We start from the raw sequence: 24,309 nt of genomic DNA, 5'->3' as shown, positions 1-24,309 counted from the left end.
TCCCTCTCCCAAGGAGCACCGCCGTGCGCACCTCGATCGCCACCGTCTCGCTCAGTGGATCCCTGACCGAGAAACTCACCGCCGCCGCCTCGGCCGGATTCGACGGGGTGGAGATCTTCGAGAACGATCTCCTGGCGAGTCCCCTGACCCCCGAGGAGATCAGGGCCCGCACCGCCGACCTCGGCCTGACCATCGACCTCTACCAGCCGATGCGGGACATCGAGGCCGTGCCGCCGAAGGAGTTCGAGCGGAACCTGCGCCGCGCCGAGCACAAGTTCCGGCTGATGAACCGGCTCGGCACGGACACCGTCCTGGTGTGCTCCAGCGTCTCGCCCCTCGCCGTCGACGACGACGCGCTCGCCGCCGAACACCTCCACCGGCTCGCGGAGTCGGCGCAGGAACACGGCGTCCGCGTCGCCTACGAAGCACTCGCCTGGGGCCGCCACGTCAGCACGTACGACCACGCCTGGCGCATCGTCGAGGCGGCTGGGCACCCGGCACTCGGCACCTGTCTGGACAGTTTCCACATCCTCGCCCGCGGCTGTGACCCCAAGGGCATCGAGGACATCCCCGGCGAGAAGATCTTCTTCCTCCAGCTCGCCGACGCCCCGCTGATGGCGATGGACGTGCTCCAGTGGAGTCGCCACTACCGCTGTTTCCCCGGGCAGGGCGGCCTGGACGTGACCGGACTCGTCCGGCACGTGATCAACGCCGGTTACACGGGCCCGCTCTCCCTGGAGGTGTTCAACGACGTCTTCCGGCAGGCCGACGCGGGCCCCACCGCCGTCGACGCCCGGCGCTCCCTGATGCTCCTCCAGGAGGCCGCCGGGATCGCGGCGCCGCCCGCACCGGTCCAGCCCACCGGCTTCGCCTTCGCGGAACTCACCACCCCGGACGCCGGTGCCGTGTCCTCGCTCCTCGGCGCGCTCGGCCTGGCCCGGACGGCCAGGCACCGCAGCAAGCCCGTCGAACTGTGGCAGCGCGGCGACGCCCGCATCCTCGTCACCACGGATCCGGTCCGCCACCGCGACGGGCTCGCCCTCGCCGCGCTCGGCCTGGAATCCCCCGACCCGGTGGGCGCGGCGGCCCGCGCCGAATCGCTCCTCGCCCCCGTACTGCCGCGCTACCGGGCACCGCAGGACGCCCCGCTGGACGCGGTGGCGGCGCCCGACGGCGTGGAGATCTTCTTCTGCGCGACGGACCGGGAGGGCCTGCCGAACTGGCGGGAGGACTTCCCACCCCTGACCGGCGCCGGCGCTGGGGACGGAGACGGAGACGGAGACCGGGACCCGCGGGGCGCCGTCCTGCGCATCGACCACCTCGCCCTGACCCAGCCCTGGCACCAGTTCGACGAGGCCGCGCTCTTCCACCGCACGGTCCTCGGGCTCAGGCCCCAGGAGAGCGTCGACGTCGCCGACCCCTACGGGCTGCTGCGCAGCCGCGCCGTCACGAACGACGACGGCAGGGTGCGGATCGCCCTCGGCATCGGCCCCGGCCCCGCCGACGACGCCGGCCGCGCCCAGCACATCGCCCTGGCGACGGACGACGTGGTCGCCGCCGCGCGCGCCTTCCAGGAGGCGGGCGGCCGCCCGCTGCCCGTACCGCCCAACTACTACGACGACCTGGCGGCGCGCTTCGAGTTCGCCCCGGGCGAGGCGGAGACGTACCGGGAGCTCGGCATCCTCTACGACCGCGACGAGCACGGCACCTTCCGGCACTTCTATACGGAGACGGTCGGCCGGGTCTTCTTCGAAGTGGTCCAGCGCGACGGCGGATACCGCGGATACGGAGCCCAGAACGCCCCCGTCCGCCTCGCCGCCCAGCACGCACTGCGCCCCGGACGCAGGTAAGCCCCGCGCCGTACCGCCGCGACGCCTCAGTCCAGGCAGAACTCGTTCCCCTCCGGGTCGGTCATCACGATGTAGCCCGTGCTCAGCGGGGGAGCGGGCTCATCGCGGCGTACCCGCGCGGCGCCCAGCGCGACGAGCCGGACGCACTCGGCCTCGAGCGCCGTCATCCGCTCCTCTCCCTCAAGACCGGGGGCCGCACGGACGTCGAGGTGGACACGGTTCTTGGCGGCCTTGTCCTCCGGCACCTGCTGGAAGAACAGCCTCGGGCCCCGCCCGTCCGGGTCCTCGATGGCCGACCGCGTGTTGCGCTGCTCCTCCGGTACGCCGATCCGCGCGAGGAAGTCGTCCCACGCGGCAATGGGGTCTCCCCTGCTCGAGCGAAGCCGAGAGCTTGGGGATGGGTCGGCGCCCTCGGGCACGTCGACGCCGGGCGGGCCGGGGTGGACGTAACCCAGTACGTCGCGCCAGAACGACGACAGCGCCCTCGGGTCGTGGGCGTCGAAGGTGACCTGGATGTGGCGGCTCACGGGGGCTCCGTCCGTAGCGGGTTGTGTGGGCAAGCAGGGGTCCGCAGCAGAGTGCGGCTGCGTCCCTGAAGCCACCCTGGCACCCCTCGCGGACAGATCCGGTCCGCGATCCCGGTGTGCCGACGGCAGAAGCTGCTTGGTCGTTCAACCAATGCCTGCGGTGCCGGGGCGCGGTCTTCCGTGTGGTGCACCAGTCGTTTCCGGCCCTGCTCCCGGCTTCACTAGCTGTGAGGCAGCAGCTGAGGGGTGTTGGAGACATGGATGTCAACTACCCGGGATTGAAGTCCCGGGTTTGCTGCTCGGGTTCACCGATGGCTTCGGTACTCCCGGCTGCGTCCAGCTCTCACGCCCTGTGATCTCGCCGGTCAGGCGATGAGGGTGAGGGCAGGGGCCGTTGACTCGGCCCCGCGGACCCACTGGTACCAGCCTCGGTGGCTGATGTTGTGGGACGCGTTGCGGTCGGCGTGCTCAGCGAAGCCGCACGACCGGCAGGTGAAGACGGCCTGGGTGGGCCGGTTGGCCTTCTCGACATGGTGGCAGTGCGAGCATTCCCGGCTGGTGTACGCCGGATCGATATGTACCACCGGGACTCCGGCCCGTTTCGCCTTGTAGGCAATAAAGGTGCCGAGCTGGTGGAAGGACCAGGAGTGCAACGTGGTGCGCTGGGGCTTCCTCAGCCGGACCCGCTCACGAATCCCGCCCAGGTCTTCCAGGGCGATCCCGCGACCGGTGCGTTGAGCCTCCGCCACGATGCGCTTGCTGATCTTGTGGTTGATGTCGCGGGCCCGCCGGGCTTCCTTGCCCGCGTGCTTCTTCGCCCGTCGTTTGGCGGACTTGGTGCCCTTCTTCTGCAGCTTGGAGCGCAGCGTGCGGTCGGCTTCACGGCGCCGGTTGAGGCGGCGTCCGCTGTGCCGCTTCCCAGTGGAGGTGGTGGCGATGTTCACGATCCCCAGGTCCACCCCGACAAACCCCACCGGGTGGGTGTTTGGTGCGGCCTCGGCGATCTCGCAGGTCACCAACAGGTACCACTGCCCGCGCTGGCACAGCAGGTCGGACTCGCCCTGCCGGTGCGCGGCCACCATCTCCAACTGCCCGGCCTCGCCGGTGAACGCGACGTGCTTCATCCGCCCCGATGTCGTCCAGATCGACACCGTCCGGGCATGGTGCTGCCACGACAGCATCCGGTCGTCGTAGGGCTGCGCCGCGTCCGGGCGGAAGGCGACCGGTTTGCCCGCCGTCTTCGCGTACCGCTTGGAGTCGGGCTTGCCGTAGTTCCCGTTCCGGAGGTTGGCGCGCAGCGTGGTGTAGGCGTCGCAGGTCTTCTTGATCGCGTGCTGGGCGGCCTGCGCGCCCAGACCCCACCGGGTCTTGATCTGCTGGTAGGTGTGCTGGCGCAGGGCCAGGGGTTTCATCGCCTTCGTGGTGAAGGCGACATCGGCGGCCCAGGTGGCAGCCTCATTGCAGGCGTGCAGGGTCGCCTCAAGTGCCGCCGCCTGTACGGGCGTCGGCAGGAGCTTGACCCGCACTACCAGCTTCACAGCACCGAACGTACACACCCGTACGATGAGCCACCACGCGTTCCCCTGGCCTCACCCGAATGAGCGACCCTGCCCTGCTGCGCTCTCTCCCACCTTGCGCCCCGCGGTGCGGGACCCGGATCCGCCGGGAAGTCACCAGGCCGCTCCGCGGCCCTTCTCGCCTCCGGCCCGGTACGGCGGTACTCCGCACCGCTGCCACCGGATGCGATTCCTCCCAGGCGTGAACGCCCGGTTCCTCGCAAGATCAGGCTGAACACGGTGAAGGAAGTGCGTGACGGCCGGCCCTGCGCGTGCCCGGCGTGCACGCCGTCCTCACCCACGAGGACGCTCCGAAGAACCTGTACTCCTCGGCCCGTCACGAGCACCCCACCGAGGACCCCGACGACACCCGCGTCCTCGACGACACCGTCCGCTACGTCGGCCAGCGCGTCGCCGCCGTGGTCGCCGACAGCGAACAGGCCGCCGAGGAAGGCTGCCGCCGGGTGGAAGTCGTCTACGAACAACTCCCGTACGTCACCGACCCTGAGAAGGCGATGGCCCCCGGCGCCCCCGTCATCCACGAGGGCAAGGGCCCCGAGGTGCGGATCTCCCGCGTGGAGAACAACGTCGCCGGCGAAGTGCACGGCGAGATCGGCTCCGTCGCGGACGGCTTCGCCGACGCCGACGTCGTCTACGAGGAGACCTTCCGCACGCAGCGCGTCCAGCACGCCAGCCTGGAGACCCACGGCTGCGTCGCCTACTTCGAGCCCAAGGAGGACGGCACCGGCGAACGCCTCACCGTCCGCTCCTCCACCCAGACCCCGTTCCTGACGCGCCGCGCCCTGTGCGCCCTGTACGGGCTGCCCGAGGACGAGGTGCGCGTCGTCGCCGGGCGCGTGGGCGGCGGCTTTGGCGGCAAGCAGGAGATGCTGACGGAGGACATCGTCACGCTGGCGGCGCTGAAACTGCGGCAGCCGGTGAAGCTGGAGTACACACGCGCGGAGCAGTTCTACGGAGCGACCACACGCCACCCCTTCACCATCGGCATCAAGGCCGGCGCCCGCACCGACGGCACTTTGACCGCGATCCAGATGCGCGTCGTCTCCAACACCGGCGCCTACGGCAACCACGGCCCCGCCGTCATGTTCCACAGCGTCGGCGAGTCGTTCGCCGTCTACCGCGCCCCGCACAAGAAGGTCCACGCGTTCTCCGTCTACACGAACGTCGTCCCGGCGGGCGCCTTCCGCGGTTACGGCCTCGGCCAGGTCACCTTCGCCGTCGAATCGGTCATGGACGAGCTGGCTCGCCGTCTCGGCATGGACCCGCTGGTCTTCCGGGAGAAGAACATCATCGGCCCCGGCGAGCACATGCTCAGCCCGATCGGCGAGGAGGAGGACCTCCACATCGCCTCGTACGGCCTCGACCAGTGCCTGGGGGTCGTGCGCAAGGCGATCGCCGAGGACACCAGCGCCGAGCAGGCCCCCGAGGGCTGGCTGGTCGGGCAGGGCACGGCCATGGCGATGATCGCGACCGGCCCGCCCGGCGGGCACTACGCCGACGCCCGCGTGTCCCTCCTGGCCGACGGGACGTACGACATCGCCGTCGGCACCGCGGAGTTCGGCAACGGCACCACCACCGTCCACAAGCAGATCACCGCCGGCGCCCTGAACACCACCGAAGGACCGCCTCACGGTCCGGCAGTCCGACACCGACGTCGTCCGCCACGACACCGGCGCCTTCGGCTCCGCGGGCACGGTGGTGGCCGGCAAGGCCGTCCTCCTCGCCGCCGGCTCGCTCGCCGAACGGCTGCGGACCTTCGCCGCCCGGCACACGGGGGTCGCCCGCCACCTGTGCGTACTCGGGGCCGAGGCCGTCGACTGCGCGGGCCGGGTGGTGACGCTGAAGGAGCTGTACGAGGCGGCCGAGGCGAAGGGCGCGACGGACGAGGTGGCCGCCGACGGCCACTGGGGCGGCTCGCCCCGCTCCGTCGCCTTCAACGCCCAGTGGTTCCGCCTCGCCGTCGACCCCGACACCGGGGAGATTCGCATCCTGCGCAGCGTCCACGCCGCCGACGCGGGCAAGGTCATGAACCCGATGCAGTGCCGCGGCCAGGTCGAGGGAGGCGTCGCGCAGGCGCTGGGCGCGACGCTGTTCGAGACGGTACGCGTCGACGACCGAGGCGAGGTCACGACCGCCGCGTTCCGCCGCTACCGCCTCCCGCAGTACGCCGACGTCCCGCGCACCGAAGTCCACTTCATGGAGACCACCGACGCCATCGGCCCGCTCGGCGCCAAGTCGATGAGCGAGAGCCCTTTCAACCCGGTCGCCCCCGCCTTCGCCAACGCGCTGCGCGACGCCACCGGAATCCGGTTCGCCGAGATGCCGGTCACCCGGGACCGCGTCTGGCTCGCCCTCGACCGGCACCACTCCGCTCGCGCCGGGAAGGGGTCAGAGCCAGTCCCGGCGCTTGAAAATCACGTACAAACCGACACAGACGATGCCCATCAAGCCAATCGTGAAGGGGTAGCCGAACCTCCAGCCCAGCTCCGGCATGTTCTCGAAGTTCATGCCGTAGATGGTTCCCACGAGTGTGGGAGCAAAGAGGATCGCCGCCCATGAGGAGATGCGTTTGAAGTCCTCTACCAGGTGGCCCTGACCTGCGGCAATACGGTTGATCAGGTGCCTGACCTGCGTTGATCCTTCTTTCGCGTTCTTTCAGGATCATGCTCGATTGGGTAGTCGATTCTCCCCACGCGCTCCCCAGAGCTGCTCGTACTCCCCAAATTCTCCCCAGAGATGGCCGGCGCTGGGGCCACTGGCGAGGGGGAAGCCAGCCCAACTGGGGCGCGGCCGTGGGCACGCTGAGTGGCCGCCGCAGGTAGGGCAAGGAGCCTGCTAGTAGGTTCTTCGTCTGCTGGTGGCACATGGCTTTACCTGCTTCTGACCTGTAGTAATGCGCTGAGTCACCCAATGCGAAACCGAGTTGGTCCGTACCTGGTCCGAATCTTGGTGTGCGGCGCCGGCGAGAAGCTTCCCGCTGGCGCCCATGGCGCAGGTCGTAAGAACCGTCCAGGAGCGTCCAGCTGATCGAGGGTGGTGGCGTGGGGCCAGGTCAGGGCCTCGTGATGCAAGGACAGCCGTGCTATTGGCGCGGCGTGTGTGAGAACGCGTGAGAGTTAAGGGACCGTCGGCTGGCAGAGGTTTCTGGCGCCTGGGGTGATGTGTCGCAGCAGTGCGGCGACTGCCGGGGGTGCCTCGCCGGGAGGCCTCACCACCATGATCTTCCAGTTCGGCGCGTGCCGGTCGAACCGGTACTGGGGCAGATCGGGGAAGCGGGCCGCGATCGACTTGGGCATGATGCAGATGCCCAAGTCGTTGCGGACCAGTTCGGCCGCCGCGACGATGTCGTTCACCTCGAATGTCGTGCTGCGGTCGACGCCTGCGGCACGGAAGGCCCGATCGACCGCGTAGCGGATGGCCCAGCCGGGTGTGAAGTCCACGATGGGCAAGCGGGCGACGTCGGCGAGCCGGACCTCGCCGTTCGGTGTCGTCCCGGCGATGACCCGCCGGGACGACACCACCAGCACCATCTCTTCGCGGGACAGCAGCCGGGTCGTCAGTCCTCGCTGCTGTTGGCGGTCGAGTGCCACCACGGCCAGATCCACCGTGCCCTCGCGCAGCGCCTGCCGGATGTCGGCCACCGCCGCCTGCCTCAGTTGGACGACCACACCTGGGTGCTCCGCCCGCAGCGCGGCCAGGGCGTGGTGGAGACCCGCCCAGACCCCCTGCATCGTGCCGACAGTCACCCGCCCACCTAGCTGCCCCTGTACGGCGTCGACCGCCTCCCGGGCCAGTTCGGCGGCGCGGAGCGTCGCGCGTGCGGCGGGGACGAACGCCTCGCCGGCCGGTGTCAGGGCGACGCGGTGCGTCGTGCGGTCGAACAACGGCGTGCCCAGCTCACGTTCGAGACCCCGGACTGTGCTGGACACGGCGGACTGGACCACGTGCAGCCGCCTCGCCGCCGCGGTGAACCCGCCTGCCTCCGCCACCGCGACGACGACCTCCATCTGCCGCAGATCCATCATCCGCTCCCGATCAAACAGCGCGCTCCGTCCCCTACAGAGACGACGATCTTCGATCCTTGCTGCATCGTATGCGGACCGGCGCGATCCTTCAGGCGCGGACGAGGGGGGTGTCGACCAGATGCTCGGCCAGGAACCAGGCCTGCAGTTCCCCGGTCCTGATCACCTGTGAGACCAGGAGATCGTTGGTGCCGTCGTCACCCAGCTCACCGGTCCGGGCGGCGGCATCGTGGGCCTCGACGAGGATGGTCTCGTGGGCTTCAAGGAGCCGTGACAGCATCGCCGGCACTTCCTCCACTCCGTTCGGAGGCCGCGGGATCGACGTGATCTCGGCGACGTGCCGGGGGTCGCCCACCGCGACGCCGCCCAGGGACTGGACGCGTTCGGCGATGGTGTCGACGAGTTCCAGCTGTTCCCCCGCGTGCTTGTCCAGGACCAGGTGCAGTTGGTAGAAGGTCGCGCCGCGCATCAGCCAGTGATGCTTCTTGTACAGGCCGTAGAGGATCTGAGTGTCCGCCAGGACCTTGTTCAGGCGCTGGCAGGAGTACATCCGCGCCTCGTAGGACAGGCCGATCGGGAACTGCTTGACGGTGCCGAACTCCTGGATCACCTTGCCCCTCTGGTGCAGCCACGGCTGGCTGCCGCTCACGGGCTGGGTGGTGGTGGTCATGGTGCGCCTCCTGTGGTGCCGTGCTGTGCGTACCCGGGTGACGCTAGGTGCCCCGACGCAGGGCGCATTGACCGCGAGCGCATGCGCTGGTGCCCGCCAGCGCACAGTGCGCGGTGTCCCGTGCCAGGAGTTCGCTTTCGGGCAAGCGCCCGTGCGCTGGCGGGCCCAGGCCTTCGGCCGGCCGATCTAGCGTCGGCACGGCGGCCCACATCCGTGGAGCCCGAGGCACGAGGAGCGGCAGACATGAGCGTGAATGAGCAGGCGGACGTGGTGGTCGTCGGTCTTGGTCCGGGCGGTGAGTACGTCGCGGGCACGCTGGCCGAAGCCGGCCTTGACGTGGTGGGGGTCGAGGCGGAACTCGTCGGGGGCGAGTGTCCGTACTGGGGGTGCGTGCCCAGCAAGATGATGATCCGGGCAGGGAATCTGCTCGCCGAGGCGGGCCGGGTGCCCGCTCTCGCGGGCGAAGCGGTCGTGACTCCGGACTGGGGCAGGGTCGCCGGGCGTATCCGCGGCGAGGCCACCGACGACTGGAACGACCAGGTCGCCGCCGACCGTCTCGCGGCCAAGGGCGGTCGCCTCGTCCGGGGAAAGGGCCGTCTCTCCGGACCGCGTCAAGTGACGGTCGGCGACCGAACGTTCGAAGCCCGGCGCGGTGTCGTGCTGGCCACCGGCACGCGGCCCCGGATCCCCCCGGTGCCGGGCCTTGAGGGAACGCCGTACTGGACCAACAGGGACGCCATGGCGGCCAAGGAGCTGCCGGAGTCGATGATCGTGCTCGGCGGGGGCGCCATCGGCGTCGAACTCGCCCAGGCCTTCGCCCGCTTCAAGTGCGCCGTCACGGTGATCGAGGGGCAGGGCAGGCTGCTGTCGCAGGAGGAACCGGAAGCCGGCGAGCTGGCCACGGAGGTTCTGCGGGCGGACGGAGTCACCGTACTCACCGGTGCTCGGGCACGGCAGATCAGCCACGACGGCACCGAGTTCACCGTCCGCGTCGAGGGTGACGGGGAGCCGCTTCGTGCCGAACGGCTGCTGGTCGCCACCGGGCGCCACACCGACCTGGCCGCGCTGGCGGTCGACACCGTGGGGCTGGATCCAACGGCGGGAGCCATGCACACGGACGGGCAGATGCGGGCGGGGGAGGGGCTGTGGGCGGTCGGCGACATCACGGGCCGGGGCGCCTTCACCCATGTGTCGATGTATCAGGCGCAGATCGCCGTCAGGGACATCCTCGGACAGCCCGGTCACGACGCCGACTACCGGGCGCTGCCCCGCGTCACATTCACCGATCCGGAGATCGGGGCCGTCGGGTTGACGGAGCGGCAGGCGCGTGAGCGGGGGCTGCGGGTACGCACCAGTGTGGTGCCTGTCGGCTTGTCCACGCGCGGCTGGATCCACGGGCCGGGCAACGGGGGGCTCATCAAGCTTGTCGAGGACGCGGACCGGGGCGTGTTGATCGGCGCGACGTCGGCGGGGCCTGCGGGCGGCGAGGTGCTCTACGGACTGAACGTGGCCGTCCACGCCGAGATACCCGTCGACCGGCTCCAGCACATGATCTACACGTATCCCACCTTCCACCGCACGGTCGAGGCCGCGCTCGGAGCCCTCCGCTGAGCCGCCGCCCCCCGGTCGCCCACGCGGCCCCGGCGCCCAGGCGACGGCGGACCATGCCGGGCCGCGACCCCGGAGAGCCGCGCAGGACCACCACATCGCTGGAGCTCCTCTTCGACCTGTGCTTCGTCGTCGCGGTCGCGCAGGCGTCCGGGAGTCTGCACAAGGCGTTGAGCGACGGGGAGTACGCCACCGGTGTCCTGCGCTTCGCGCTGGTCTTCTTCACCATCTGGTGGGCGTGGATGAACTTCACCTGGTTCGCTTCCGCCTACGACCCGGACGACGTCCCGTACCGGTTGACGGTGTTGGTCCAGATCACCGGGGCGCTCGTGATCGCGGCCGGCGTTCCGCGCGCGTTCGAGGAGGGTGACCTGCGGGTCATCACCGTCGGATACGTCCTGCTGCGCACGGCGTTGACCGTCCTGTGGCTGCGTGCCGCGTGGTCCAACCCCTCCCGGCGTGCGACCACCCTGCGCTTCGCAGCCGGAGTGACAGTGTGTCAGGTCGGCTGGGTCGGGCTGCTCGGTCTCCCGGCCTCGGCACGGCTGCCGGGGATTGTGGTGCTGATCGTTGCCGAGGTGTCCGTCCCGGTGTGGGCCCAGTCCGCCGGGATGACCCCATGGCATCCGCGCCACATTGCCGAGCGCTACGAACTGTTCACCCTCATCGTCCTCGGAGAGTCCATCGCGGCGGCCACCGTCGCGGTCCGGGGCGCCTTCGACCGGCACCACGGCACCGGTTCGCTGTACGCGGTGGCGGCCGGTGGCCTGTTCATGGCCTACGCCATGTGGTGGCTGTACTTCGCCAGATCCGCGCATACCCTGCTTGCCACGACGCACCAGGCCCACCGCAGGAGATTCACCTGGGCCTACGGCCACTACCTGATCTTCGCTTCGGCGACCGCCGAGGGAGCTGGCCTGGCCGCGTACGCCGATCACGTCACGCGTCGCACGGACGACTCTCCGTGGGCCGCGGGCGCGGCGGTCACCGTCCCCGCGGCCGTCTTTCTGATCACCGTCTGGGCTGTGCACCTCCGGCCCCATCAGAGAACCGTGGCCGAGCGGATTCCGTATCCCGCCACCGCGGTCGGCGTCCTGCTGGCCGCTTCCTCCCCCGCACCTGCCCTCACCGCCGGTGCACTACTGGCGGTCCTGGTCGTGGTGGTGACGATGGAACAGCGGTGAGGAAGCCCGTGGTGAGATCTCACCCTGTGCGGGGACCGAAGGGCCGCGCGGCGGCACTCACCGTGTGATGAGTGCCGCCGCGCGGCCGCCCTGTCGCCCGCCGCCTTGTCAGCTCGTCGCGCGTACCGCGTCGCGGATCAGTTCGGCGACCTCCTGGGGCCGGGACACGGCCACGGCATGCGAGGCGCCCTCGATCTCGACGATCGTTGCCCCGGCCCGCTTGGCTCCGAAGCGCTCGACCTCGGGGTTGATCGCCTGGTCCGCGCCGGCCACGAGCGCCCAGGAAGGCTTGGTCTTCCACGCGGCGGCCGAGGCCGTCTCCGTGAAGGCCGAGGCGGCCAGCGGACGCTGCGCCACCGCAAGGACCTTGGTGACGGCGGCCGGGACGTCGGCGGCGAAAATGTCCGGGAACGCCTCGGCCTTGATGGTGACTTCGACGGCAGGCTCCGATCCGTTCGCGGGGTACGTCGCCTCCTTCAGGTTGCTGGCGAGCGGCGAGAGGGGGAATCGGCCCTGCAACTCGCCCAGGCTCTCGCCCTCTTCGGTGACATAGGCCGCTACGTAGACCAGCCCGACGACGTTCTCCGCGGCGCCTGCCACCGAGATGACCGCACCGCCGTAGGAGTGGCCGACGAGCACCACAGGACCGTCGATCTCAGCGGCCACGGACGCGATGTAGGCGGCGTCGGACGCCAGGCCGCGCAGCGGGTTCGACGGTGCGACCACGGGGATGCCGTGGTTCTGCAGTTCCGCGATGACCCCGGTCCAACTGGCGGCGTCCGCGAAGGCTCCGTGCACGAGAACAGCGGTGGGGGTGGGGTTCGTGGTCATGTCAGGTTGTTCTCCCTGTTGTCGGGGGTCTTCAGAGGTCGGCGTGGAGCGGTGTCAGGCGGTGTTCAGTGCGGTGCGCAGGGTGTCGGCCGCCAGCGTGATGGCGGCTTGGGCCGCGTGGGTTTCGCGCAGGGCGTTGAGCATGACGAAGTCGTGGATGATGCCCTGGAAGCGGACGGCGGTGACGGGGACGCCGGCTTCGCGGAGCTTGGCGGCGTAGGCCTCGCCCTCGTCGCGCAGGACATCGGCCTCGCCGGTGATGACGAGGGCGGGGGGCAGGCTGGTGAGCTGTTCGATGGTGGCGCGCAGCGGGGAGGCGGTGATCTGGGCGCGTTCGGACTCGTCGGTCGTGTACTGGTCCCAGAACCACTGCATACCGTCGCGGCGCAGGAAGTAGCCCTCCGCGAACTGGTGGTAGGAGCCGGTGTCGAAGCTCGCGTCGGTCACCGGGTAGAACAGCACCTGCTGCACGAGCGGGACGTCGCCGCGTTCCTTGGCCATCAGGGTCAGGGCGGCACTCATGTTGCCGCCGACGGAGTCGCCGGCGACGGCAAGGCGCGAGCCGTCCAGGTTCTTGGACGCGCCCTGCTGGACGACCCACTTCGCGACCGTGTAGTTCTGCTCGATGGCGACCGGGTAGCGGGCCTCGGGGGAGAGGTCGTACTCGGGGAAGACCACGGCGGCGTTCGCGCCGACGGCGAGTTCGCGTACGAGGCGGTCGTGGGTGTGGGCGTTGCCGAACACCCAGCCCGCGCCGTGGATGTAGAGGATCACCGGCAGGGTCCCTGCCACGCCGGCGGGGCGCACGATGCGTGCGCGGACGCTGCCCGTCGGACCGCCCGAGACGGTGATCCATTCCTCGTCGATCTGCGGCTTGTCGATCTCGCCGGACTGCACCTCGTCGACGGCCTTCCGGCCCTCGGCGGGCGGCAGGTCGAACAGATAGGGCGGATTGGCGGTCGCTTCGGCGAATGCAGCTGCGGCCGGCTCCAGCACCGGCTGTACCGGCTCTACGACGTCGGACATGTGAGTCTCCTCAGTTTCATGTGATGTGCCGGTCCCTCCGGCGGGGTCGTCGATCACCACGCTAAAACCCTGTAGGCGGCGGGGATTGACCGTCAGTGCACCAGAGTTGATCCCACAGCGTATGGAAATGGGAAGCAGTGCGCTGTCGGAACGAATGCTGTGCACTTCCGGGCCATACGGATGCGTCGGCTCGAAATAGCCTGATGCCGAAGCAGTTGCGGACTGCTGGAGTTTGGACCGTGTATCGCACAGAAGGCCCGCCCGGAATTCAGTTCGGTTGCGCGTAGACGCATTGATTCATGCCGCAGGAGGTTGTCGAAAGGTGTCCACGATGCCGGTCGGTGGGCTGGTTCCCAGCGCCACCGACGACGCAGCGGACGTCATTGTCCGTAACGCGAAGATCCACACCGGAGACCCGGGTCGCCCGCAGGCCGAGGCGATCGCCATACGGGACGGCGTCATCACGGTCGTCGGCGACGACAAGGACGTGGCCGGCCATGTCGGACCGGCCACGAAGGTGGTCGACGCTCTCGGCCGCCGGATGATCCCCGGCCTCAACGACTCCCACCTGCACGTCATCCGGGGTGGGCTCAACTACGTCCTTGAGCTGCGCTGGGACGGTGTCCGCACGCTGCGCCAGGGCCTGGCGATGCTGCGTGAACAGGCGGGCCGCACGCCGAAGGGCCAGTGGGTCCGGGTGGTGGGGGGATGGTCGGCCGAGCAGTTCGCCGAGCGGCGGCTGCCGACCGTCGCCGAGTTGAATGCCGCCGCGCCGGACACGCCGGTGTTCGTTCTGCACCTGTACCAGTCGGCGGTGCTCAACCGGGCCGCGCTCAAGGCTGCCGGATACACCCGGAGCACCCCCGATCCGAAGGGCGGTCAGATCGTACGGGGCCGGGACGGTGAGCCCACCGGCATGCTCCTGGCCGCCCCGAGCGCCCTGATCCTCTACTCGACTCTGGCCAAGGCCCCGGTGCTTGAGGGTGAGGACAAGAAGACCTCCACCCGCCATTTCCTGCGGGAACTGAACAGGTTCGGGCTCACGTCGGCGATCGACGCAGCCGGGGGGTTCCAGAATTTCCCCGACAACTACAGCACGGTCGTCGAACTGGCCAAGGCCGGTCAACTGTCGCTACGCATCGCCTATCACCTTTTCCCTCAGACAGCCGGTCAGGAAATAGATGACCTCGCCCGCTGGATCGAAATGGCCCGCCCCGAGGACGGGGACGAATGGCTCCGCCTCAACGGTGCGGGAGAGAACCTCACTTGGGCGGCTGCAGATTTTGAGAACTTTGCCCAGCCGCGCCCGGAACTCGCTCTCGGCTACGAGAAGGAATTTGAGAAGGCCGTACGTCTGCTGATGGAGAACGGCTGGGGATTCCGGCTGCACGCCACCTACGACGACACCATCCGACGCGATCTCGCGACCTTCGAGAAGCTGGCCGCGGAAGGACTCTTCCCGGCCGGAAACCGGTGGCTGTTCGACCATGCGGAGACAGTCTCCGCGGACAGCCTCGACCGCATCGCCGCCCTCGACGGCGCCATGTCCGTGCAGAACCGACTGTCCTTCCAGGGCGAGGCGTTCGTACGCCGCTACGGCCCCGGCGCGGCAGCGGACGCCCCTCCGATCCGGGCCATGCTGGAGCGCGGTCTGACCGTCGGAGCCGGCACTGATGCCACCCGGGTCTCGACCTACAACCCGTGGGTCGCCCTGCACTGGCTGATCACCGGCCGCACCGTCGGCGACCTGGTCATGCGCCCGCCGCACAATCGCGTCGACCGGCAGACAGCACTGTCGATGTTCACCGAAGCAGGGGCGCGGCTGACTGGTGAAGAGGGCGTCAAGGGCGTCCTGCGCCCGGGCTGCCTCGGTGACCTCACGGTCCTGTCCGAGGACTACTTCGCCGTGCCCGAGGCGGACATCTTGCACATCGAGTCCCTGCTGACGGTCGTAGGCGGCCGGATCGTCTACGCCGCCGCCGAGTACGAGGGCCTCGACGAGGAACTGCCGCCGATCAGTCCCGAGTGGAGCCCGGTAGCGCACTTCGGTGGATACCAGCCCACGCCCGGCATCGGCTCATCGGGCGCCCGCCAGGCCGAGTTGCTCGGCCAGGCCGTCGCGGAGTCGGAGCAGCACCGGCAGTGGCGTGCCCGACGAGGTCTCGCCCCGGCCACCGAGAGCACGGTCTTCGACCCCTGCTTCTCGCTCTGATCTCCCGGGAGAGGGCCCGGTCACCAACCGCCCCTCCTGGGACACCCCCCCACCTCTCGCCGTCGTACGGACGGCTTCGCTCAGCGGCGGACGCCTGTCCGCGCTCACATCACTCATGGAAAGGCCCTCTCGTGGTCAACATCTCCGAAGTCACCGCCGCCCCCAGTCCCGACCTGCTGACCCCCGACAACTGCGCCGTGCTGTTCGTGGACCACCAGCCGCAGATGTTCTTCGGTACCGGCAGCGGCGACCGCACCGCCATCATCAACTCGACCTTGGGCCTGGCCAAGGCGGCCAAGACGTTCGACGTCCCGGTGGTCCTGAGCACCGTGGCCGCCGAGTCCTTCTCGGGCCCGATCATGCCCCAGCTGGCAGCCGTCTTCCCTGACCGGAAGATCATCGACCGCACCACGATGAACGCCTGGGAGGACATCGACTTCGTCGAGGCCGTCAAGGCGACGGGACGCAAGAAGCTCGTCATCGCCGGGCTGTGGACCGAGGTCTGCGTCGTACTGCCCGCGCTGTCCGCCATCTCCCAGGGCTATGAGGTCTACGTCGTCACGGACGCGTCCGGCGGCGTCAGCCCGCAGGCGCACGAGCACGCCATCCAGCGCATGGTCCAGGGCGGCGCGATTCCGGTGACCTGGGTGCAGGTGCTTCTCGAGCTCCAGCGCGACTGGGCGCGGACGGAGACGTACGTCCCCGTCACGGAGGTGGTGAAGGAGCACGGCGGGGCCTACGGCCTCGGCCTGGTCTACGCGCAGGCCGTCATCGGCGCCCACGCGGCCGGCTGACCCTTCACCTGAGCATCGACGAAACGTCAGGAACAGGCAGGAACGAATGGACACCGGACTGTTGGTCCTCCGACTCGTGGCGGGGCTCCTCATCGCCGGGCACGGAGTGCAGAAAGTCAGTTTCCGCCTCGGCGGCAACGGCTTGGCGGGCGGAACCGAGGAGTTCCGTCACGACGGCTTCCGCGGCGGCAGGCTCACCGCGCTCGCGGCGGGCGGCAGCCAGATCGGTGCCGGCCTGTTCCTGGCGGCCGGTCTGCTCACTCCCGGGGCGGCGATGGCCGCCATGGGAGTGATGACGGTCGCCGGCACCGTCAAATGGCACAACGGGCTCTGGGTCCAGGACGACGGCTACGAGTACCCCTTGGTCCTCGTCGTGTCCTTTGTGGCCCTGGCCCTCACCGGACCCGGCCGCTGGTCGGTCGACCACGCCCTCGGGCTGACCCCCTGGCCCCTGTGGGTCTCGGTCGTGGTCATCGTGGTCGGCCCGGTGAGCGGACTGCTCACCCGTGCGGTGCTGCATCGTCCCTCGGTCAAGGAAGGATCAACTCGGTATGCGCAAGCTGCTGACTGACGCGGCCCGCACGCTGGCTCCGCCCAAGGGGGACAGGCACGGTCCGTTGCCGCCGCTCATGCTGACGCTGACGGTGGTGACCGGCCTGGTCGACGCCGTCAGCTATCTGGGGCTCGGGCACGTCTTCGTCGCTAACATGACCGGCAACGTGGTGTTCCTCGGGTTCGCCCTGACAGGTGCCGACGGCCTGTCCGTGCTCGCCTCCGTCGTGTCGATGGCCGCGTTCCTCGTCGGCGCGCTGGCGGGAGGCCGGTTCGGCACCCGGTTCGCGGAGCACCGCGGGCGGCTGCTGACCTTCGCCACGGTGCTTCAAGCCTTGCTTGTCGCCGGGGCGGTCATCACGGCCGCGGTCTCGCACGGCAGCGTGACCACCGAGGTCCGTTACGCCCTGATCGTGCTCCTAGGCCTCGCCATGGGGCTGCAGAACGCGGTCGCCAGACGCCTCGGGGTCCCGGACCTGACCACGACCGTGTTGACCCTGACCCTGACGGGACTGGCCGCGGACTCCACCACGGCGGGCGGGTCCGCACCCCGGCCCGGCCGCAGGGTCCTGTCCGTCCTGGCCATATTCCTCGGAGCCGTCGCGGGCGCCGTGTTTCTGGCACACAACGGGCTCGTCCTGGTCCTGGTCCTGACGTTGGTATTGGTCGTGGTGACGTCCGCGGCTGCCCACCGCTTCTCGGCCACCGACGCCCCCTGGGTCAAGCCGCAGGCGTGAACTCGGCGCCGGCCCCGCAGGAGGGGCCGGCGCCCTCCGTGCCCCCTACCGGTAGGGACCGACGTGAACATCGCACTGTCAACGAAAGCCCTCCCGGAGGCCGGTTCGGCCTGGGCGCCGCTCGCGGCCCGTGTCTTCCGGGCGCTGTGGATCGCACAACTGGTCTCCAACATCGGCAGTTGGATGCAGACCGTGGGCGCCCAGTGGCTGCTGATCGGCCATGACGCCGCCCTGGTGACGCTCGTGCAGACCGCGTCCAGTCTCCCCGTCGTGCTGTTGGCTCTGCCTTCAGGCGTGCTGGCCGACCGTTTCGACCGTCGCGCGGTGCTGCTGACCGCTCAGTTCGCCATGCTCGCCGCCTCCACCACGCTGTCGGTCCTTGCGTTCGCGGACGCGCTCACTCCGGCTCTGCTGCTCGGTCTCACCTTCCTGCTGGGATGCGGCACCGCTCTGATGGGCCCGGCCTGGCAGGCCATCCAGCCGGAACTCGTGGAACGCCGCCAGTTGGGACAGGCGGCGGCGCTCGGCGCCGTGAACATGAACCTGGCTCGCGCCCTTGGCCCAGCACTCGGGGGAGCGGTGGTCGCGGCAGCGGGCGCGGGCTGGGTCTTCGCCTTCAACGCGGCCTCCTACCTGGGCACCGCGGCCGTTCTGGCGCTGTGGAGACGGCCCGAGGCGGAACCGCCGACCGTCCAGGGCGAGAAGCTCCTGACGGCTCTGCACGCCGGCCGCCGGTACGTGCGGAACGCGCCCGGCGTCCGCCGAGTCCTGCTGCGCACCGTGCTGTTCATTCCCGGCGCCGCCGCGCTGTGGTCGCTGCTTCCGCTGGTCGCGAGCCGCTCCCTCGGTCTGGGATCGGGCGGGTACGGGGTGCTGCTCGGCGCTGTCGGAGCCGGTGCCGTGGGCGGGGCGTTCGCGCTGCCGGCGCTCCGCCGCGCTCTGGGCGTCAACGGAACTCTGGCCGCGGGGGCCCTCGTTTTCGCCGGAGTCCTGGCGGCATTGGCCGCGATCCGGGTCCCCTGGCTCGCCACGGTCGTGCTGCTGCCCGCCGGTCTGGCCTGGATCGGCGTGTTGTCCACCCTCAACGCGGCCGTCCAGGCGCGGCTTCCCGGCTGGGTCAGGGCCCGGGGACTCGCCGTCTATCTCCTGGTCTTCCAGGGCGGGCAGGCGCTGGCGGCACCCCTGTGGGGTGCGCTGGCCGACAGTTTGGGGCTGACTGTTTCCCTGTTGGCCGGCAGCGCGCTGTTGCTGGTCGGCGCGGCGATTGGCCGTCGTCGGCCGCTGCACGGCACGGACGGTATCGATCCGTCCCCGTCCGATCACTGGCCCGTTCCGCCCCTCGTGTTCGAGCCCGGCCCGGCCGACGGCCCCGTGCTGGTCTCTGTCGTGTACCGGATAGCGGCCGAGAACAGGGCTGCCTTCATCGTCTCCATGGGCCAGGTGGCCCGTTCACGCCGACGCACAGGGGCCCTCACCTGGGGCCTCTACCAGGACGGCGGCGATCCGGGACGGTTCGTCGAGAACTACCTGGTCGCGTCCTGGTCCGAGCATCTCGCCCAGCACCACAGTCGGCTGACGGCCACCGACCGCCGTCAAGAGGAGAGGGCCCGCGGACTGCTCGTCGAGGGCACCGCGCCGGAGGTGACCCACGCCTTCGACGCTGCCGCGGGACCCACCGTGCCCGAAACGGGCGACGCGATGACAGCCCCGGGGCGTCGATGTCCACCGGGGGAACGGCCAGGAACGGGTGCGTCCGAGTCGTCCCACGCCGAAGCCTGCCACTCGCTGGGCGACATGCCGTAGGCAGCCCTGAAGACCCGGCTGAAGTGTGACGCGCTGGCGAAACCCCAACGGTGCGCCACGGCGGCCACTGCGAGCCTGCGATCCGGTGCGCGACTGAGTTCGTATCGGCAGGCCTCGAGCCGACGCAGTCGTATCAACTGACTCACCGTCGTGCCCTCGCTCTGGAAGAGCTTGTGCAGATAGCGGACGGAGATGTGGTGAGCGAGCGCGATCGACTCCGGTGACAGATCCGGATCAGTCAGATGCAGCTCGATGAAGGTCCGGATGCGTGAAAGCGTCTGCGCACCGACGCCTGAAGAGTTGGCCTGCTCCCCCTCGACGAACCCTGTGACGAGTGCGGCGAGGAGATCCACAGCGTTGCGGGCGATCCGGTAGCCGATGTGCGTCTGGTGGAACGCCGTCTCGGAGGCGAGCGCGGACAGGAAACTCGACACCAGTGCCCCCATACCCTCTTCGCAGCGCAGGGGCACGCCCATGACCCGGCGCAGGTCGGACTCGGCGACCTCGAGGCGGCGTCGCGGCACACGGAAGACCGTCATCCGGAACTGGTCGCCGAAGCGCGGGGAGTCACGCAGACCCGCATCGCAGAAGACCATGTCGCCCGGCTTGAGGAAGACCTCGCTTCCGTCGTGCCGGACCGCGACCGAACCGTGGACATGCAGGGCGATGTACAGGGCCTTCTCATCGCCGACGCCCGAAAGCCAGGGCAGGACGGGGGCCGGCTCCTCGTCGGAACGCAGGACAAAGGTCCGCAGCGAGCCGAGACCGTCCGTGCCGGTCACTTCTCGTCGATGCCCGTGGGGTCCGGTACTCCGGCGGCCGTTTCCGCCGCGGGGCTCGGAGCTTCGTGGCGGCGTCCTATATGTCGTGCGTGCCATTTGGGCAGAACTCGTGGACAGCAGCACCTCCCCGCGTCGCCTTGCGGTGAAGTCTCGGCCGGGGCCGCCGTTCTCCGGGAAAGAACCAAAGATTGCTGACATGCCTGCAAGCGTGGCTTTTGCACGGGGGCAGACGCATCAGTCGGCCGACTGGTCCGCGTACTTTTGAGCGGCGGGCTGACTGCCACCCAGTTCAGCACCCAGCGCAGGAAGCACCGCGCTGCCGTACCAATGCGTCCGCGTCGAGGCCGAGTTCGCAGGCATGCCGGATCACTGCTGGGGGATCCCACGCACGGGGTGTTTACTCATGATGGAGACGCGGTTGAACGCGTTGATGGCGATCGCCACCCAGATCACCGCGGAGATCTCGTCGTCGGTGAGGGCTTGGCGGGCTGCGTCGTAGGCGCTCTCCTGTGCGACAGCGTTCGCGGGCACGGTGGTCGCCTCCGCCAGGGCGAGTGCCGCACGTTCCTGTGTCGTGAACAGTTCAGTGTCGCGCCAGGCCGCCAGTACGCCCAGGCGCTGGGTGGTCTCGCCCGCACGCAGCGCGGCTCGCGTGTGCACGTTGAGGCAGTAGGCGCAGTTGTTGATCTGTGACACGCGGAGGTTGATCAGCTCCACGATCGTGCGGTCCAGCCCTGCGTCGGAGGCGACCGCGCGGACCGCATCGGAGGTCTCGACCAGAGCGTGGTAGGCGCTCGGACTCTGCTTGTCCACGAAGATCCGCCTGCCCACGGGGCCTGCCACAGTGCCACTCAACCTGGACTCCTTCACGGGACGCTCGGGCCCGCTCGTCTTGTCGTGTGCTTGATGGGGCGTCGGCTTACCATCACACATGATCATTGAACATGAAATCATCCCTGGGAGGGGCGTGCGATGAGCGACGTCGAGAGAGACCCCGCAGAACTTCGTTGCGGGGTCTCGGACCATGGTCAGCATGCGTCGAAGGTCGACGTCCTCTCCGCTCGGGACGTCCCGTTGGGCGGTCCGAGGGCGATGGCGGTACGGCGCACGCTGCCGCAGCGCGCCCGGACTCTGATCGGGGCCTGGTGCTTCGTCGACCACTACGGCCCTGACGACGTCACCGACACGGGAGGCATGGACGTCGCGCCCCATCCGCACATCGGCCTGCAGACGGTGAGCTGGCTCTTCAGCGGGGAGATCGAGCACCGGGACAGCATGGGCAGCCACGCTCTCGTGAGGCCCGGCGAGCTGAACCTCATGACGGGTGGGTACGGCATCAGTCACTCGGAAGTCTCCACCGCTCGCACCACGATCCTGCACGGCGTCCAGCTATGGGTGGCGCTTCCCGAAGAACACCGGCACACCGGCCGTGACTTCCAGCACTACGTTCCGGGCCCGGTCCGGGTGGACGGGGCCGAAGTCAGAGTGTTCCTGGGGACGCTGGCAGGTGACACCTCTCCGGTGCGGACCTTCACGCCCCTGCTCGGTGCCGAACTCATCCTTGAGCCGCGCTCGACGACCACACTCGCCATCGACGCCGGCTTCGAGCACGGCCTGCTCGTCGACCACGGGGATGTACGCGTCGCCGGAACAATCCTGCACCCGGCGGAGTTGGGCTACCTCGGTTCGGGAAACGACACGCTGACGCTGGCGAACGAGACGGACACCGCTGCGAGGGTGGTCCTGCTCGGCGGGACGCCGTTCGAGGAACAGATCGTCATGTGGTGGAATTTTATTGCCCGGAGCCATGGAGAGATCGCCGAGGCCAGGGAAGCGTGGCAGAACGCATCCGACCGCTTTGGCCAGGTAGATGGTTACGACGGCGACCGTCTTCCCGCTCCCACCCTTCCCAACGCCACCATCGCACCGCGCATGAACCCGACGCGCCACTGAAGGACAGACGATGACGCAGCCCACCGCCGCTCCGACTGTCCAGCGAGTGGAACCCAAACACCGTTACGAAATCCTGGTCGACGGCAGGACCGCCGGCCTCACCGCTTACCGCGACCGCGATGAACAGCGCGTCTTTTACCACACCGAAATCGACAACGCCCTCGCTGGACAGCGTCTGGCCTCGATACTCGTACAGCAGGCGTTGAGCGACGTACGCACCTCGGGCAAGCGCATCGTGCCGGTCTGCCCCTACGTGGCGAAGTTCCTCACAAAGCATGACGAGTTCGCCGACATCACCGACCCGGTAACCCCCGAGCTCCTGAAGTGGCTGGACACCGTGCTGCAGCACTGACGCCCCGGGCCGGTCACGGACGACGTCGGGGACGTGGAGCCAACCTCCGTCGGGTCGGCGTCCGGCGTGCCACCTTGCTTGCTGGATTCACTGACGCCGCAGCAGGTACTTGTGCTGGCCGGACAGCACAAGTTCGCCGCGTTGGTTGTGGATGGTGGCCGCGGCGACTACGACACCGTTGTCGCCCTGCGGCTCAAGCCCGGTGATGGTGAGCGCCGGGTAGAGGGTGTCTCCAGAGTGCACTTCGGCCAGGAAGGCGCAGGACAGTTCGAGGAAGCTGATGAATGCCTCGCCGATGAAGTGGGGGAACAGGGTGGCGCCCGGCGCGGTGAAGGCGAGCACCTGCAGGCCGTGCACCACCGGTGCCGAGTGGCCGTGCCTGCGTGCCCATTCGGCGTCGTAATGCACCGGGTGGTTGTCCGCGGAGACTGTCTGGAAAGCCGCGGCGTGGGCGTCTGTCAGGGTGCGGCTGGGGGCTCGGAAGACTTCGCCGACGCGTAGGTCCTCGAAGGTTCTGGCCGGGACGACCAGGAATGCGCCGGTTTCGAACGCGGGCGATACGGCGACCGTCGCCTGCTGCGTGTCCTGCTGGTCTTTCAACTCTGACCTCTCGATGGGTGTTGGATGTGGGCGCGTCATGCGGCACCTGGTAACGGGGCTGCGGATGCTGGTCGCCGCTACCGCCAAGCCGATGGCGGTAGCGGCGGCTCCCGGGGCCTTCTGGCGTGGCATGCGGGTTCTCGCTGCGGATGGCCGCCCTGGTGGAGGTGGGCAGCCATGCCGTGCTGACGCAAGATGTCAACCACCGGCTCGACGGGCCGACCACCGTGGCCCGCCCCGGCTCATTGGGCGGGGTAGATCCGGGCGGCCAGGAGGTTGGGGTCGTTGTTGGTGAAGTAGGCGCCGCTGGCGATGTAGGCCGTGTTGCCGCGTACGGCGAGCGAGGTCGGGTTCTCAAGACCGTCGGCGCCGGTCAGCATGACGGTGTGACTGCCGCTCGGCCTGACCAGGGCCACCTCGTTGTCCGCGTTGATCGCGGCCAGGAGGGTGTCGCCGCGGCCGGTGAACGCGAAGTCGTCAATGTCGGTCAGGCCGGTGGCCCGGGTCTCGACCGGCCCGGCGGTGCCGTACTGGGTGACCGGGATGCGCAGCACGGTGCCCTTGTCCAGGTTGGACGCCCAGACCGCCCCGTTGTGGATTTTGATGCCGTTGGCTCCGAGGAATCCCTCGGCGGCCAGTTCGGGGGCGGTGGCCCACCGGGTGGGCGTGCCCCCGGTGACGGGCACCCGCCAGATTGTGCCGAGGACCGAGTCGGCCACGTACAGCCGGCGTTCGTGCCGGTCGAGAGTGAGGCCGTTGGGAAGGCCGTCGCCCGGGAGCGCGGCGATGCGCTGCGGGGCGCCGCCGGGGCGCAGGCGCCACAGGCCGGTCAGGTCGCTGCTGCCGGTGGCGTACAGGAAGTACAGGGTCCCGTCGTGGGCACGGACGATTCCGCCGAGGAAGGGCGAGGAGAGGGCAGGGGTCTCGGCGCCGGCCGGAGGCTTGGGCAGGGTGGCGAGGACGTGCACCCGGCCGTCACGGTCGATGCGGGCCACTTGACGGCTGTAGGCGAAGGTGACGACGGCGCTGTCGCCGGGCTCCAGGGTGATGTTCTCCGGTCGCTGTCCGTCGGCGATGTCCAGGTGTGCAACGAAGCGCACGTCCGGCTTCGGGGCGGCCGTGGCCGCCGTCGTGGGACCGGCGGCGGTCATGGCGAGGGCAGCCGCGACGACCGAGGCCAGGAGACCGGTGCGTGTCCCTGTGAGGAATCTGGGCATGCGGGATCTCTT

19 protein-coding genes and 3 pseudogenes are annotated in these 24,309 nt (G+C 69.4%); 11 read left to right on the top strand and 11 right to left on the bottom strand.

Features of this window, described 5'->3' with window-relative positions; all coding sequences use genetic code 11:
• Positions 1-23: 23 nt before the first annotated feature.
• A complete protein-coding gene (locus tag OHA58_RS06670; RefSeq protein WP_405477336.1) occupies positions 24-1,850 on the top strand; it encodes a bifunctional sugar phosphate isomerase/epimerase/4-hydroxyphenylpyruvate dioxygenase family protein in 1,827 nt (608 codons plus the stop codon).
• Between the two features lie 26 nt (positions 1,851-1,876).
• Here OHA58_RS06670 and OHA58_RS06665 read toward each other — a convergent pair whose 3' ends face one another.
• Together OHA58_RS06665 and OHA58_RS06660 are read right to left on the bottom strand one after the other, a co-directional pair.
• Positions 1,877-2,377: a VOC family protein gene (locus OHA58_RS06665; RefSeq protein ID WP_405477334.1), complete on the bottom strand. Its 501-nt coding sequence runs from the start codon at positions 2,375-2,377 to the stop codon at positions 1,877-1,879.
• A 365-nt stretch (positions 2,378-2,742) separates the two neighbouring features.
• Complete coding sequence (locus OHA58_RS06660; protein WP_405477332.1) at positions 2,743-3,915, bottom strand: RNA-guided endonuclease InsQ/TnpB family protein; 1,173 nt, start codon at positions 3,913-3,915, stop codon at positions 2,743-2,745.
• Between the two features lie 281 nt (positions 3,916-4,196).
• On the opposite strand from OHA58_RS06660, the pseudogene OHA58_RS06655 reads away from it, so the two are divergent.
• Positions 4,197-6,315: pseudogene (locus OHA58_RS06655) on the top strand (xanthine dehydrogenase family protein molybdopterin-binding subunit); the annotation flags it as partial.
• 27 nt (positions 6,316-6,342) lie between these two features.
• Here OHA58_RS06655 and OHA58_RS06650 read toward each other — a convergent pair.
• The 3 genes and pseudogenes from OHA58_RS06650 to OHA58_RS06640 all read right to left on the bottom strand — a co-directional run.
• A pseudogene (locus tag OHA58_RS06650) lies at positions 6,343-6,534 on the bottom strand (CorA family divalent cation transporter); the annotation flags it as partial.
• A 536-nt stretch (positions 6,535-7,070) separates the two neighbouring features.
• A complete protein-coding gene (locus OHA58_RS06645) occupies positions 7,071-7,976 on the bottom strand; it encodes a LysR family transcriptional regulator (protein WP_405477331.1) in 906 nt (301 codons plus the stop codon).
• 91 nt (positions 7,977-8,067) lie between these two features.
• A complete protein-coding gene (locus OHA58_RS06640) occupies positions 8,068-8,646 on the bottom strand; it encodes a Dps family protein (RefSeq protein WP_405477329.1) in 579 nt (192 codons plus the stop codon).
• A gap of 243 nt (positions 8,647-8,889) precedes the next feature.
• Between OHA58_RS06640 and OHA58_RS06635 the strand changes: the two genes are divergently transcribed.
• Both OHA58_RS06635 and OHA58_RS06630 read left to right on the top strand, forming a co-directional pair.
• On the top strand, positions 8,890-10,257 hold the full coding sequence (locus tag OHA58_RS06635; protein WP_405477327.1) for a dihydrolipoyl dehydrogenase family protein: 1,368 nt from the start codon (positions 8,890-8,892) through the stop codon (positions 10,255-10,257).
• A 53-nt stretch (positions 10,258-10,310) separates the two neighbouring features.
• Complete coding sequence (locus OHA58_RS06630) at positions 10,311-11,438, top strand: low temperature requirement protein A (RefSeq protein WP_405477325.1); 1,128 nt, start codon at positions 10,311-10,313, stop codon at positions 11,436-11,438.
• Positions 11,439-11,546: 108 nt separating this feature from the next.
• On the opposite strand, the gene OHA58_RS06625 is transcribed toward OHA58_RS06630, so the two are convergent.
• Both OHA58_RS06625 and OHA58_RS06620 read right to left on the bottom strand, forming a co-directional pair.
• Positions 11,547-12,269 carry an alpha/beta fold hydrolase gene (locus OHA58_RS06625; RefSeq protein ID WP_405477323.1) on the bottom strand — a complete coding sequence of 241 codons (723 nt, stop codon included), beginning with the start codon at positions 12,267-12,269 and terminating at the stop codon, positions 11,547-11,549.
• A gap of 54 nt (positions 12,270-12,323) precedes the next feature.
• Complete coding sequence (locus OHA58_RS06620; protein WP_405477321.1) at positions 12,324-13,295, bottom strand: alpha/beta hydrolase; 972 nt, start codon at positions 13,293-13,295, stop codon at positions 12,324-12,326.
• 331 nt (positions 13,296-13,626) lie between these two features.
• On the opposite strand from OHA58_RS06620, the gene OHA58_RS06615 reads away from it, so the two are divergent.
• The 5 genes from OHA58_RS06615 to OHA58_RS06595 all read left to right on the top strand — a co-directional run bounded on the left by OHA58_RS06615 (position 13,627) and on the right by OHA58_RS06595 (position 19,393).
• A complete protein-coding gene (locus OHA58_RS06615) occupies positions 13,627-15,507 on the top strand; it encodes an amidohydrolase (RefSeq protein WP_405484820.1) in 1,881 nt (626 codons plus the stop codon).
• Between the two features lie 131 nt (positions 15,508-15,638).
• The gene (locus tag OHA58_RS06610) at positions 15,639-16,301 is read left to right on the top strand and encodes a hydrolase (RefSeq protein WP_405477319.1); all 663 of its coding nucleotides are present in this window, start codon (positions 15,639-15,641) and stop codon (positions 16,299-16,301) included.
• 46 nt (positions 16,302-16,347) lie between these two features.
• Positions 16,348-16,872: a DoxX family protein gene (locus OHA58_RS06605; RefSeq protein ID WP_405477317.1), complete on the top strand. Its 525-nt coding sequence runs from the start codon at positions 16,348-16,350 to the stop codon at positions 16,870-16,872.
• Positions 16,853-17,590: a YoaK family protein gene (locus tag OHA58_RS06600; protein ID WP_405477315.1), complete on the top strand. Its 738-nt coding sequence runs from the start codon at positions 16,853-16,855 to the stop codon at positions 17,588-17,590. Before OHA58_RS06605 ends, OHA58_RS06600 begins: the two co-directional genes overlap by 20 nt.
• Before the next feature lie 63 nt (positions 17,591-17,653).
• Positions 17,654-19,393 carry an MFS transporter gene (locus tag OHA58_RS06595; protein ID WP_405477313.1) on the top strand — a complete coding sequence of 580 codons (1,740 nt, stop codon included), beginning with the start codon at positions 17,654-17,656 and terminating at the stop codon, positions 19,391-19,393.
• 20 nt (positions 19,394-19,413) lie between these two features.
• Here OHA58_RS06595 and OHA58_RS06590 read toward each other — a convergent pair.
• Both OHA58_RS06590 and OHA58_RS06585 read right to left on the bottom strand, forming a co-directional pair.
• Positions 19,414-20,271 (bottom strand): annotated as a pseudogene (locus tag OHA58_RS06590) (helix-turn-helix domain-containing protein); the annotation flags it as partial.
• Between the two features lie 270 nt (positions 20,272-20,541).
• Positions 20,542-21,030, bottom strand: coding sequence for a carboxymuconolactone decarboxylase family protein (locus OHA58_RS06585; RefSeq protein WP_405477311.1), 489 nt, complete (start codon positions 21,028-21,030; stop codon positions 20,542-20,544).
• A 117-nt stretch (positions 21,031-21,147) separates the two neighbouring features.
• Between OHA58_RS06585 and OHA58_RS06580 the strand changes: the two genes are divergently transcribed.
• The gene (locus OHA58_RS06580) at positions 21,148-22,128 is read left to right on the top strand and encodes a pirin family protein (protein WP_405477309.1); all 981 of its coding nucleotides are present in this window, start codon (positions 21,148-21,150) and stop codon (positions 22,126-22,128) included.
• Positions 22,129-22,138: 10 nt separating this feature from the next.
• Positions 22,139-22,480, top strand: a complete 342-nt coding sequence (locus OHA58_RS06575; protein ID WP_405477307.1) for a GNAT family N-acetyltransferase — start codon at positions 22,139-22,141, stop codon at positions 22,478-22,480.
• Positions 22,481-22,567: 87 nt separating this feature from the next.
• On the opposite strand, the gene OHA58_RS06570 is transcribed toward OHA58_RS06575, so the two are convergent.
• Both OHA58_RS06570 and OHA58_RS06565 read right to left on the bottom strand, forming a co-directional pair.
• The gene (locus OHA58_RS06570) at positions 22,568-23,212 is read right to left on the bottom strand and encodes a MaoC family dehydratase (RefSeq protein ID WP_405477305.1); all 645 of its coding nucleotides are present in this window, start codon (positions 23,210-23,212) and stop codon (positions 22,568-22,570) included.
• Positions 23,213-23,322: 110 nt separating this feature from the next.
• Complete coding sequence (locus OHA58_RS06565; RefSeq protein WP_405477304.1) at positions 23,323-24,297, bottom strand: SMP-30/gluconolactonase/LRE family protein; 975 nt, start codon at positions 24,295-24,297, stop codon at positions 23,323-23,325.
• Positions 24,298-24,309: the final 12 nt, after the last annotated feature.

The sequence above is a fragment of the Streptomyces sp. NBC_00009 genome (assembly GCF_045040855.1).
Lineage (GTDB): Bacteria > Actinomycetota > Actinomycetes > Streptomycetales > Streptomycetaceae > Streptomyces > Streptomyces aureus.
This window is presented reverse-complemented; position numbering and strand designations above follow the sequence as displayed.

Bases quoted from the DNA above. Each gene is read 5' to 3' on its own strand.
- OHA58_RS06645 (WP_405477331.1), bottom strand. From the start codon at position 7,976: ATGGATCTGCGGCAGATGGAGGTCGTCGTCGCGGTGGCGGAGGCAGGC.
- OHA58_RS06640 (WP_405477329.1), bottom strand. From the start codon at position 8,646: ATGACCACCACCACCCAGCCCGTGAGCGGCAGCCAGCCGTGGCTGCAC.
- OHA58_RS06635 (WP_405477327.1), top strand. From the start codon at position 8,890: ATGAGCGTGAATGAGCAGGCGGACGTGGTGGTCGTCGGTCTTGGTCCG.
- OHA58_RS06630 (WP_405477325.1), top strand. From the start codon at position 10,311: ATGCCGGGCCGCGACCCCGGAGAGCCGCGCAGGACCACCACATCGCTG.
- OHA58_RS06625 (WP_405477323.1), bottom strand. From the start codon at position 12,269: ATGACCACGAACCCCACCCCCACCGCTGTTCTCGTGCACGGAGCCTTC.
- OHA58_RS06620 (WP_405477321.1), bottom strand. From the start codon at position 13,295: ATGTCCGACGTCGTAGAGCCGGTACAGCCGGTGCTGGAGCCGGCCGCA.
- OHA58_RS06615 (WP_405484820.1), top strand. From the start codon at position 13,627: ATGCCGGTCGGTGGGCTGGTTCCCAGCGCCACCGACGACGCAGCGGAC.
- OHA58_RS06605 (WP_405477317.1), top strand. From the start codon at position 16,348: ATGGACACCGGACTGTTGGTCCTCCGACTCGTGGCGGGGCTCCTCATC.
- OHA58_RS06600 (WP_405477315.1), top strand. From the start codon at position 16,853: ATGCGCAAGCTGCTGACTGACGCGGCCCGCACGCTGGCTCCGCCCAAG.
- OHA58_RS06580 (WP_405477309.1), top strand. From the start codon at position 21,148: ATGAGCGACGTCGAGAGAGACCCCGCAGAACTTCGTTGCGGGGTCTCG.
- OHA58_RS06575 (WP_405477307.1), top strand. From the start codon at position 22,139: ATGACGCAGCCCACCGCCGCTCCGACTGTCCAGCGAGTGGAACCCAAA.
- OHA58_RS06570 (WP_405477305.1), bottom strand. From the start codon at position 23,212: ATGCCACGCCAGAAGGCCCCGGGAGCCGCCGCTACCGCCATCGGCTTG.
- OHA58_RS06565 (WP_405477304.1), bottom strand. From the start codon at position 24,297: ATGCCCAGATTCCTCACAGGGACACGCACCGGTCTCCTGGCCTCGGTC.